We start from the raw sequence: 9,775 nt of genomic DNA on the forward strand, positions 1-9,775 counted from the left end.
CGGTGTTCCCGGTTCCAGAGGGTTTCGCCGTGGCGCACCAGCCAAAGCTCCATGTCCAGAGCTTATACTTCCTCCCATATGGGATACCAGGAGGTTTTGCAGGCGGCCAAGCAGCGCATGGAAGGGCTCACCAAGCCCCCCAGCTCCCTGGGCTACCTGGAGGAGGTGGCGGTACGCCTGGCCGCCATCCAGGGAAGGCTTAGGCCGGAGCTGGGCCCGGGGGCGGTGGTGGTGGCCGCCGCCGACCACGGGGTGGTGGCGGAAGGGGTGTCCGCGTACCCCCAGGAGGTCACCTACCAGATGGTCCTGAACTTCCTGAGGGGTGGGGCGGCCATCAACCAGCTGGCCCAGGTGGCGGACTGCCGGGTCCATGTGTTGGACGTGGGGGTCAAGGGGGAGCTTCCAGACCACCCCCAGCTCCTTAGGCGCAAGGTACGGCCGGGAACGGGGAACCTGGCCCGGGAGAGGGCCATGAGCCTGGAAGAGGCGGAGAGGGCCCTCTTGGCGGGTCGGGAAGCAGCCCGTCTGGCCATCGCCCAAGGGGCCACGGTGCTGGCGGCAGGGGATATGGGCATTGGGAACACCACCGCGGCGGCTGCCCTGACGGCGGCCCTTTTGGACCTCCCTTCCGATGCCGTGGTGGGGCGGGGTACAGGGATAGGGGAGGAGGGCCTGAGGCGGAAGCGGGAGGCGGTGGCCAAGGCCCTATCCCGCCTACGCCCGGGGATGAAGCCTTTGGCCGTGGCGGCAGAAGTGGGGGGCTTGGAGCTTGTGGCCATTGCTGGGGTCTACTTGGAAGGCTACCGGCAGGGCCTGCCCTTGGTGCTGGATGGCTTTCCCGTTTCCGCTGGGGCCCTTTTGGCCTACCGGCTGGAGCCCAGGCTTAAGGACTACCTGTTTGCGGGCCATAGGAGCCGGGAGCCCGGGCACCGGTACATCCTCGAGGCCCTGGGCCTAAGGCCCCTCCTGGACCTGGACCTGGCCCTGGGGGAGGGGACGGGGGCGGTTTTGGCCATGCCCCTTTTACGGGCGGCAGCCCGCATCCTGCACATGGCCACCTTTGCGGAGGCGGGGGTTTCCCACCGCGCCTAGGCCCATGCTCCGCGCCCTGCGCCTGGCCCTGGGCCTGCTCACCGTGTATCCCCTGGCCCCCCAGGGGACCCGTCCGGAGGATTTTCGGCGAAGCACCCTGTTCTTCCCCCTCGCGGGCTATGCCCTCGGGCTTCCCCTATCGCTCTTGGCCCTTCTCCCTCTTCCCGAGGGGCTCTTGGCGGCCTTGCTGCTGGCCTCGCTTTTGGGCCTCACGGGGTTTTTGCACCTGGACGGGCTTCTGGACTCCGCCGATGCCCTTTTGGCCTCGAGGTCCAAGGAGGAAAGGCTTCGCATCCTCAAGGACCCCCACCTGGGTCCCTTCGCCTTCGGGGTGGGGGGGCTTTACCTCCTCCTCCTTTGGCAGGCCTTGGCCCTGGTGCCCGAACCCCTTTTCCTCCTTCTTTTCCCCGGCTTCGCCCGCTTCGCCATCCTGCCCTTCCTGAACCGGTATCCCCTCTTGCGCCCGGGGATGGCCAGCCTCATCCGTGGGGGGCCGGTCTTTGGGGCCTTCCTCCTGGCCCTTCCCTTCCCCATCCTCTACCCCTGGCCGGCCCTTTTGGCCTTGGGCAGCGCTTATGGGGTGGCCCGTTTCGCGGTGGCCCGCCTGGGGGGGTTGAACGGGGATATCCTCGGGGCCATGATCGCCCTCTCGGAGCTTGGGGGCTTGTTAGGCTATGCCCTATGGAAAGCCCTCGGCGGATGAAGCCGTACGCCAAGCCCGAGGGGGAGCGGCGGGGCCTCCTCTTGGTCTACACCGGGGACGGCAAGGGCAAGAGCACCGCCGCCTTCGGCCTGGCCCTAAGGGCCCATGGCCGGGGCTTGAGGGTAAGGATTTTCCAGTTCCTCAAGCACCAAGGGGCCCGCTTTGGCGAGCACCGGGCCTTGGCCCAGCTGGGCATCCCCGTGGAGGGGCTGGGGGATGGGTTCACCTGGAAAAGCCGGGACCTGGAGGCTTCGGCCCGGTTGGCCCAGGGGGGTTGGGAGCGGGCCAAGGAGGCCATCCTCTCGGGGGAGTGGGACCTGGTGGTCTTGGACGAGGCCACCTATCCCTTGCGGTACGGATGGGTTTCTCTGGAGGAGTTCCTTGCGGTGGTGCAGAAACGGCCTGGGCATGTCCATGTGGTGGTTACCGGCCGGGGTGCTCCCGAGGCCCTTATGGCCTTGGCGGATACGGTGACCGAGATGCGCAAGGTTAAGCACGCCTTTGACCAGGGGGTTCCGGCCCAGCGGGGCATAGAGCATTAAAGGGGGTTGGGGCGCTATGCTGGTGTCCATGACGGACAAGAGCCTCGCCCGGTTTTACGCCTTGGCCCAGGAGTTCTGGTCCCAGCTTCCTCCGCAGGCCCGCTTCCGCCCCCTCGAGGACGCCAAGGTTTTCACCCGCCACCAGGAACTCATGAAGGGCTGGGTGGAGCCCTTGGTGCAGGGTTTTTACGACACCCTTTTTGCCCACCCTGCCACCCGGGCCGTCTTTCGGGAAGGGGAGCGCCCGCAACGGGAGAAGACCCTAAGGGACTGGTACCTGCGCACGGTAGCCGGCCCCTTCAACGGCCAGTACTTTGCTTGGCAAACCCTGGTGGGCCTGGTGCACGTGCGCCGGGGGGTGACCAACGCCATGATGGCCGCCATGTGGAACTGGGTGGTGGAGACCGTTTCCCGCCTGGCCCGGGAGAAGCTTCCCCCAGAGGAGGCCCAAGGGGTGGCCGACGCTTGGCGGCGGCTGGGGTTTACCGTGATGGCCCTTATCTCGGAGAGCTACCTCCACGCCTACCTGGAAGCCTTAGCCCAAGCCGAGGGGGTGGAGGTGGGGCAGTTTCTGGATAGAGCCCAACAGGAAGCCGCCCGGATGCTGGCCCGGCTCTCCCCAGGGTAGGCCATGGTGCCTATCCCCCGCCTGGTCCTGGCTGCCCCCCACTCGGGGGCGGGGAAGACCACCGTGGCCCTGGCCCTGATCCGGGCCTTGCGGGAGAGGGGCCTAAAGGTCCAAGCCTTCAAGGTGGGGCCGGATTACGTGGACCCTAGCCACCTCGAGGCGGCCTCGGGCCGCAGGGTGTATAACCTGGATGGCTTCTTCCTGGATGGGGAAGGCCTCCTCTCCCTCTTCCAACACGGGGCCAGGGGAAGGGACCTGGCCCTGGTGGAAGGGGTGATGGGCCTTTTTGACGGGAAGGATTCCTTGGGAAAAGAGGGTTCCACCGCCCAAGTGGCCAAGCTCCTTCGGGCCCCCGTGGTCCTGGTGGTGGACGCCTCCGCCATGGCGGGTTCCATCGCCCCCTTGGCCGAGGGTTTTCGCCGCTTTGACCCGGGGGTATGGGTGGCGGGGGTCTTCGCCAACCGGGTGGCCTCGGCAACCCACGCCGCCCTACTCCAAGAAGCCCTCTCCCACGTGGGCCTTCCCCTTTTGGGCTGGCTTCCCCAGGACCCGGCCCTGGGGATTCCTGAGCGCCACCTGGGCCTGGTGCTGGCGGGGGAGGTGCAGCCCCCTCTTGGGGCCTTGGCCCGGGCCCTCCACCTGGACCTTACCGCCCTCCTTCACCTGGCCGCGGAGGCCGGGCCGTTGCCCCAAGCCCCCCCTTTCCTGCCCGAAAGCCGCCCTCCCCAGGTGGCGGTGGCCTACGCCTGGGACCGGGCCTTCCGCTTCTACTACCCCGAGGGCTTGGAGCTTTTGCAGGCCCTGGGGGCGGAGCTCATTCCCTTTAGCCCCCTTCAGGACCCCGCCTTGCCCAAGGCCCAGGCCCTCCTCCTAGGAGGTGGCTGCCCGGAGCACTTTGCCCAGGGGCTTTCGCAAAACCAACCCCTGCTGGAAGCCATCCGGGGGTTCCCCGGCCCCATCGTGGCGGAGTGCGGCGGGTACATGTACCTCTCCCAGGGCCTTTGGGTGGGGGAGGGCTTCTTCCCCATGGTGGGCCTGGTGCCCGGTGTGGCCCGCATGGCCGAGCACCCGGTCCTGGGTTACCGGGAGGTGGAAGCCTTAAGGGATAACCCGGTGGCCCCAAAGGCCCAGGCCTTCAAGGGGCACGAGTTCCACTATGCCCGCATGCCACCCTCCAGAAGCCCCGCCTGGCGGCGGGTGGGAGGCCAGGAGGTGGAGGGCTACACGGATGGCCGCATCCTGGGAAGCTTTGTCCACCTCTATCTCCCTGCCAGGCCGCAAGGGGCCCGGAGGTTTCTTGCTTGGGCAAAGGAGGGCCCCGGTTCCCCTCGAGGTTCCTGAAGGGGGTTGGATATCTCTGCCGAAGGCGGTTTCTGGCTCTGGATTCTCCCTTGGGGCTTGCTGGGCGTCTTGGGGTGTGTAACCCGCACCCCATTCTTGGCCCCAGGCATGCTAAACTAGAGGGGCAGGCTAGGGGTGCCCCAAGCGAGGGGCTGAGAGCTGGGTCCTTCCCAGCAACCCTTAGAACCTGATCCGGGTAATGCCGGCGGAGGGAAGCCTATGCGGAAGAAATCCCACCACAACCCATGGCCTCTCCCTTTGGCAGCGTGGGCCTGGGCTCCTCGCCTCGCGCATGGACCCGGGCTAGGCGCTCCGAAGGGGAGGTGAAAGCTTGCTGGGAAGGCTCTATCTGGTGGTGACCCCTAGGCCCGGCTGGTCCTTTGCGGAAACCTTGGACCGCACGGAGAGGGCCTTGGCAGGGGGGGTGGAGGTTTTACAGCTTAGGGCCAAGGACTGGGAGGCCAGGCCCACCCTGGACCTGGGGGAGAGGATGCTCTCCCTGGCCCGGCGGTACGGGGTTCCCTTCTTCCTCAACGACCGGCCGGACCTGGCGGCCCTCCTGGGAGCCCACGGGGTGCACCTGGGGCAAGGGGATCTCACGCCCCAGGAGGCCCGCCGCTTTTTCCCCGGCATGGTGGGCCGGTCCACCCACGCCCCCGAGCAGGCCCTAAAGGCCCTCGAGGAAGGCGTGGACTACCTTTCCATAGGCCCGGTGTGGGAAACCCCCACCAAGCCGGGCAGGCCGGCGGTCGGCCTAGGCTACGTGCGCTGGGCCCAGGAACACCTAAGGGAGAAGCCTTGGTACGCCATTGGTGGGATAACGCCAAAGAACCTGGAAGCGGTCCTCGAGGCGGGCGCCAGGCGGGTGGTGGTGGTGCGGGCCATCCTGGACGCCCCGGACCCGGAGAGGGCCGCCCGCTTCTTTCGGGAGAAGCTCTATGGTGTGGCTTAATGGCGAGGCCAAGCCTTTGGAGGGGAAGACGCTTAAAGAGGTCTTGGAGGAGCTAGGCGTGGAGCTATCCCGGGTGGCGGTTCTCCTCAACGAGGAGGCCTACCCGGGGCGGGAGCTTCCCCACCGCGTCCTGAGGGAAGGGGATGTGGTGGAGGTGGTCACCCTCATGCAAGGAGGCTAGATGGACACCTGGAAGGTAGGGGATACCGAGCTTAAAAGCCGCCTCATCCTGGGCTCGGGCAAGTTCAAGGACTTTGAGGTGATGCGGGAGGCCATACGGGCTGCGGGGGCCGAGGTGGTCACCGTGGCCATCCGCCGGGTGGAGGCGGGGATGCCCGGGCACGTGGGGCTTTTGGAGGCCTTGGAGGGGGTTAGGCTTCTGCCCAACACCGCCGGGGCCAAGACCGCCGAGGAGGCCTTGAGGATCGCCCGGCTGGGCCGGGCCCTCACGGGGGAAAGGTGGGTGAAGCTGGAGGTGATCCCTGACCCCACCTACCTCCTCCCCGATCCCGTGGAAACCCTAAGGGCGGCGGAAAGGCTTTTGGAAGAGGGCTTCGTGGTGCTCCCCTACATGGGTCCCGACCTGGTCCTGGCCAAGAGGCTGGCAGGGATGGGCACGGCCACGGTGATGCCCTTGGCGGCCCCCATCGGCTCCGGCTGGGGGGTGAAGACCCGAGCCCTTTTGGAGCTTTTCGCCCGGGAGAAGGCCTCCTTGCCCCCGGTGGTGGTGGATGCGGGGCTTGGCCTGCCCTCCCAGGCGGCGGAGGTGATGGAAATGGGCCTGGATGGGGTACTGGTCAACACCGCCATTGCCGAGGCGGAAGACCCCGTGGCCATGGCCGAGGCCTTCCGCTTGGCGGTGGAGGCGGGGAGGAAGGCGTACCTGGCGGGGCCCATGCGCCCCAGGGAGGGGGCGAGCCCCTCGAGTCCCCCGCAGGGCATCCCCTTAGGAGGGCCGAAGGCGTGAGGGCGGAGGCCATCGTGGTGGGGGCCGGCATCATCGGGGCCCTAGCCGCCTATGAGCTTCGGAAGCGGGGCCTTTCCGTCCTCCTCCTGGATGCCGGCAAGGAAGGGGCCGCCACCTTGGCCAGCGCGGGCATGCTGGCCCCCTACCCCGAGGGGCTTTCCGCGGAGGTGCTTCAGGCCGCCCTCTTGGGCCTGGAGTACTACCCCGTCCTCCTGGAGGACCTTAGGGGTGGGGGCTTAGAGGTGGAGGCGGGCTTCTCCGGTACCCAGGTGGTGGCCCTCACCCAGGGCGAGGAGGAGGCCTGGGAGGCCAGGGAACCCCTGTCCTACCCGGTGCGGGGTGGAAGAAAGGTGCGCACCTTCCCCGGGGGATACGTGCATCCCAGAAGGCTACGGGAGGCCTTGCTGGAGGCCCTGGCCTCCATGGACACCCCTCTTTTGCAGGCGGAGGTGGAAAGGGTGGAGCCGGGGCGGGTCCAGGGGCGGGGCAGGGAAGGGGCGTTTTCCGCCCAGGCCAGGCGCATCCTCCTGGCGGTGGGGGCCTGGGCCGGGCGGTTTGGCCTTAGGGTGCGCCCCCTAAAGGGGGAGGCCCTGGTCCTGGTGGGGCCTCCTGAGGCCCAGCCCTCCCAGCCCCTTTTTGCCGGGGAGGGTTATCTCCTCCCCCGGGAGGGCGGGGTATACGTGGGGGCCACCAGCCGGGAAGGCTGGGCCCCTGGGGTGGACCTCTTGGGGCTCAGGTGGCTTGCCGACTACGCCCACGAGCGCTTTCCCCAGCTGGAAGGGGCGCGCTTCAGGGAGGTCCTTTGGGGCTACCGGCCCGCGGGGGAGCTCTTCGTGGGCCAGGTGGCGGAGGGCGTATGGGCGGCGGTGGGCCACGGGAGGAACGGGGTCCTCCTGGCCCCTTGGACGACCAAAAGGATTCTGGAACTCATGGGGGTAGAACCATGACCCAGCTGGAAGCGGCGAGAAAAGGCATCGTCACCGAGGAGATGGCCTACGTGGCCGAAAAGGAGGGGGTTTCCCCGGAAGTGGTGCGGGAAGGGGTGGCGGCGGGACGGATCGTAATCCCCCGGAACCCCAACCACCGCACCCTTAAGGACTTCAAGGGGATCGGGGAGGGGCTTAGCGTGAAGGTGAACGCCAACCTGGGCACCTCCTACGATTACGTGAACCTGGAGGAGGAGGTGGCGAAGGCCCAGGTGGCCATCCGCTATGGGGCGGATACCCTCATGGACCTCTCCACCGGAGGGGACCTAAGGGCCATAAGGGAGCGGATCCTCGAGGTGGCCACGGTCCCCTTGGGTACCGTGCCCATCTACGAGGCGGAGTTCCGCGCCGCCAGGAGGAAAAGTTTCTTTGACATGTCCGCGGACGAACTCTTCCAGGTGATTGAGGAGCACGGGAAGCAAGGGGTGGACTACATCACCGTGCACGTGGGGGTGACCCTGAAGAACCTGGAGGTCTACCGCCACACAGAGCGCACCACGGGGATCGTGAGCCGGGGCGGGGGGCTCCTGGCCGCCTGGATGCTGAAGCGGGGGGAGGAGAACCCCCTCTACGCCCGCTTTGACGACCTCTTGGACATCGCCCGCACCTACGATATGACCCTTTCCTTGGGGGATGGCCTCAGGCCCGGTTCCCTGGCGGACAGCACCGACCGGGCCCAGATGGCCGAGCTCCTCACCATTGGGGAGCTGGTGGAAAGGGCCCGCCGGGCGGGGGTGCAGGCCATGGTGGAGGGCCCGGGGCACATCCCCCTAAACGAGGTGGCCACCAACGTGCAGATCCAGAAGAAGCTCACGGGCCACGCCCCCTTCTACATCCTGGGCATGCTCCCTGTGGACACCGCCGCCGGCTTTGACCACATCGCCGGGGCCATCGGCGGGGCCTTGGCGGGCTGGATGGGGGCGGATATGCTCTGCTACCTCACGCCGGCGGAGCACCTGGGCCTCCCCACCCCGGAGCACGTGAAGGAGGGGGTGATCGCCTTCAAGATCGCCGCCCATGCCGCCGACGTGGCCCGGGGGAACCCTCGGGCTTTGGCGCGGAACCGCCTCATGTCCGAGGCCCGCTACCGCCTGGACTGGGAAGGCCAGTTCGCCCTCTGCCTCTATCCCGAGGAAGCCCGGAGGCTCAAGGAGGAGCGGGGCTCCAAGACCAAGGCCTGCAGCATGTGCGGCCCCTTCTGCCCCATGAACCTGGTGGAGGCGGTCCTTAGGGGGCGGGCCCGCCTGGAACTGCCCGTGGGTTAGGGGTGGGGTGTGCGGGTAGCCCTAACCATAGCTGGCTCGGACTCCGGGGGCGGGGCCGGGGTGCAGGCGGACCTTAAGACCTTCTTCCGCTTCGGCGTCTATGGCACCAGCGCCCTCACCCTGGTCACCGCCCAGAACACCCTGGGGGTACAAAGGGTGGAACTCCTGCCCCCCGAGCTGGTATACCAGCAGATCCAGAGCGTGGCCGAGGACTTTCCCATCCACGCCGCCAAGACGGGGGCTTTGGGGAGCGCCGCCATCGTGGTGGCTGTGGCCCAAGGGGTGGAGCGCTATGGGATCCACCCCTTGGTGGTGGACCCGGTGATGGTGGCCAAAGGGGGGGACCCCCTGCTTGCCCCCGAAGCGGTTCGGGCCCTTAAGGAGAGGCTTTTCCCCCTGGCCACCCTCATCACCCCCAACCGCCTCGAGGCGGAAGCCCTCCTGCAAAGGCCCATCCCTACCCTAAGGGAGGCGGAGGAGGCGGCCATGGCCCTTCTCGCCCTTGGCCCCAAGGCCGTGCTTCTCAAGGGGGGCCATTTTGCAGGGGCGGAGGCCGTGGACCTCCTGGCCACGCCAAGGGGCATCCTGGCCTTCCGTGCCCCCCGTATCCCGACCCGAAACACCCACGGCACGGGGTGCACCCTCTCGGCCGCCATCGCTGCCCTCCTCGCCCTGGGAAAGCCCTTGGAAGAGGCGGTCGCCGGGGCCAAGGCTTACCTCACCCGGGCCCTGGAGACCGCCCCCGGCCTGGGGCGGGGGCACGGTCCCCTGAACCACTTGGCCTAGCTCAAAGGGCCGTAGCCCCTCCGTCCACGGGGAGCACCACCCCGGTGATGTAGTCCGAGGCGGGGCTGGCCAGGAAGAGCACTGCCCCTCCCAGCTCCCCGGGCCTTCCGGAGCGGCCCAGGGGCAGGGTGGCCTTAAGGAGGGGCTCGGCCTTGGGCAGAACCTTCTCCGTCATACGGGTGGGGAAGAACCCCGGAGCTAAGGCGTTCACCCGTATACCGAAACGGCCCCACTTCACCGCTAGGTCCCGGGTAAGGGCGATGAGTCCGCCCTTGGAAGCGGAGTAGCCCACGGCATCCAGGACCTCGGAGTGCTCCCCCTTGAGCCCCGCCACGGAGGCGATGTGGATGATCTTGCCATAGCCCCTTTCCTGCATGCGCTGGGCGGCGGCGCGGCTGGCTAGGAAGGCCCCCACCAGGTTGACCTCGAGGACCTCCCGCACCTTTTCCACAGGTATCTCCCAGGAGGGAGCGCCCCACGTGACCCCGGCGGCGTTGACCAGGATGGCGAGGG

General features: G+C 67.8%; 12 protein-coding genes and 1 riboswitch. Of the genes, 11 read left to right on the forward strand and 1 reads right to left on the reverse strand.

Annotated elements, in window-relative coordinates; translation table 11 throughout:
* Positions 1–78: 78 nt before the first annotated feature.
* From cobT to thiD, 11 genes are all read left to right on the forward strand, one after another.
* Positions 79–1,092, forward strand: coding sequence for a nicotinate-nucleotide--dimethylbenzimidazole phosphoribosyltransferase (cobT, locus tag Q0693_RS05630; RefSeq protein ID WP_298629844.1), 1,014 nt, complete (start codon positions 79–81; stop codon positions 1,090–1,092).
* Between the two features lie 4 nt (positions 1,093–1,096).
* Positions 1,097–1,795 (forward strand): adenosylcobinamide-GDP ribazoletransferase, encoded by a 699-nt coding sequence (locus tag Q0693_RS05635; protein WP_298629847.1) that lies wholly within the window; start codon positions 1,097–1,099, stop codon positions 1,793–1,795.
* Positions 1,774–2,337 carry a cob(I)yrinic acid a,c-diamide adenosyltransferase gene (cobO, locus tag Q0693_RS05640; protein ID WP_298629849.1) on the forward strand — a complete coding sequence of 188 codons (564 nt, stop codon included), beginning with the start codon at positions 1,774–1,776 and terminating at the stop codon, positions 2,335–2,337. Before Q0693_RS05635 ends, cobO begins: the two co-directional genes overlap by 22 nt.
* Positions 2,338–2,365: 28 nt before the next feature.
* Positions 2,366–2,965, forward strand: coding sequence for a protoglobin domain-containing protein (locus Q0693_RS05645; RefSeq protein WP_298629851.1), 600 nt, complete (start codon positions 2,366–2,368; stop codon positions 2,963–2,965).
* A gap of 3 nt (positions 2,966–2,968) precedes the next feature.
* Positions 2,969–4,306: a cobyrinate a,c-diamide synthase gene (locus tag Q0693_RS05650; RefSeq protein WP_298629853.1), complete on the forward strand. Its 1,338-nt coding sequence runs from the start codon at positions 2,969–2,971 to the stop codon at positions 4,304–4,306.
* A 121-nt stretch (positions 4,307–4,427) separates the two neighbouring features.
* A riboswitch (TPP riboswitch) is annotated at positions 4,428–4,537 on the forward strand.
* Positions 4,538–4,637: 100 nt separating this feature from the next.
* The gene (gene thiE / locus Q0693_RS05655) at positions 4,638–5,258 is read left to right on the forward strand and encodes a thiamine phosphate synthase (RefSeq protein WP_298629855.1); all 621 of its coding nucleotides are present in this window, start codon (positions 4,638–4,640) and stop codon (positions 5,256–5,258) included.
* Positions 5,245–5,439 (forward strand): sulfur carrier protein ThiS, encoded by a 195-nt coding sequence (thiS, locus tag Q0693_RS05660; protein ID WP_298629857.1) that lies wholly within the window; start codon positions 5,245–5,247, stop codon positions 5,437–5,439. The genes thiE and thiS overlap by 14 nt, the downstream gene beginning before the upstream one ends.
* Complete coding sequence (locus Q0693_RS05665) at positions 5,440–6,225, forward strand: thiazole synthase (RefSeq protein WP_243029512.1); 786 nt, start codon at positions 5,440–5,442, stop codon at positions 6,223–6,225.
* Entirely contained in the window at positions 6,222–7,172 is a 951-nt protein-coding gene (locus Q0693_RS05670) for an FAD-dependent oxidoreductase (protein WP_298629859.1), read from the forward strand. The genes Q0693_RS05665 and Q0693_RS05670 overlap by 4 nt, the downstream gene beginning before the upstream one ends.
* Positions 7,169–8,476 carry a phosphomethylpyrimidine synthase ThiC gene (thiC, locus tag Q0693_RS05675; protein WP_298629861.1) on the forward strand — a complete coding sequence of 436 codons (1,308 nt, stop codon included), beginning with the start codon at positions 7,169–7,171 and terminating at the stop codon, positions 8,474–8,476. The genes Q0693_RS05670 and thiC overlap by 4 nt, the downstream gene beginning before the upstream one ends.
* Positions 8,477–8,485: 9 nt before the next feature.
* Positions 8,486–9,262: a bifunctional hydroxymethylpyrimidine kinase/phosphomethylpyrimidine kinase gene (thiD, locus tag Q0693_RS05680; protein WP_298629864.1), complete on the forward strand. Its 777-nt coding sequence runs from the start codon at positions 8,486–8,488 to the stop codon at positions 9,260–9,262.
* A gap of 1 nt (position 9,263) precedes the next feature.
* Here the strand turns inward: thiD and Q0693_RS05685 are convergent.
* Positions 9,264–9,775 (reverse strand): SDR family oxidoreductase (locus Q0693_RS05685; protein ID WP_298629866.1); only part of this gene is annotated, 512 nt, incomplete at its 5' end.

Source organism: uncultured Thermus sp. (assembly GCF_938010445.1).
GTDB classification, from domain to species: Bacteria; Deinococcota; Deinococci; order Deinococcales; family Thermaceae; genus Thermus; species Thermus altitudinis.

What these genes read in the sequence shown, in the direction of transcription:
- cobT (WP_298629844.1), top strand. Translation starts at nt 79, where the DNA reads ATGGGATACCAGGAGGTTTTGCAGGCGGCCAAGCAGCGCATGGAAGGG.
- Q0693_RS05635 (WP_298629847.1), top strand. Translation starts at nt 1,097, where the DNA reads ATGCTCCGCGCCCTGCGCCTGGCCCTGGGCCTGCTCACCGTGTATCCC.
- cobO (WP_298629849.1), top strand. Translation starts at nt 1,774, where the DNA reads ATGGAAAGCCCTCGGCGGATGAAGCCGTACGCCAAGCCCGAGGGGGAG.
- Q0693_RS05645 (WP_298629851.1), top strand. Translation starts at nt 2,366, where the DNA reads ATGACGGACAAGAGCCTCGCCCGGTTTTACGCCTTGGCCCAGGAGTTC.
- Q0693_RS05650 (WP_298629853.1), top strand. Translation starts at nt 2,969, where the DNA reads ATGGTGCCTATCCCCCGCCTGGTCCTGGCTGCCCCCCACTCGGGGGCG.
- thiS (WP_298629857.1), top strand. Translation starts at nt 5,245, where the DNA reads ATGGTGTGGCTTAATGGCGAGGCCAAGCCTTTGGAGGGGAAGACGCTT.
- Q0693_RS05665 (WP_243029512.1), top strand. Translation starts at nt 5,440, where the DNA reads ATGGACACCTGGAAGGTAGGGGATACCGAGCTTAAAAGCCGCCTCATC.
- thiC (WP_298629861.1), top strand. Translation starts at nt 7,169, where the DNA reads ATGACCCAGCTGGAAGCGGCGAGAAAAGGCATCGTCACCGAGGAGATG.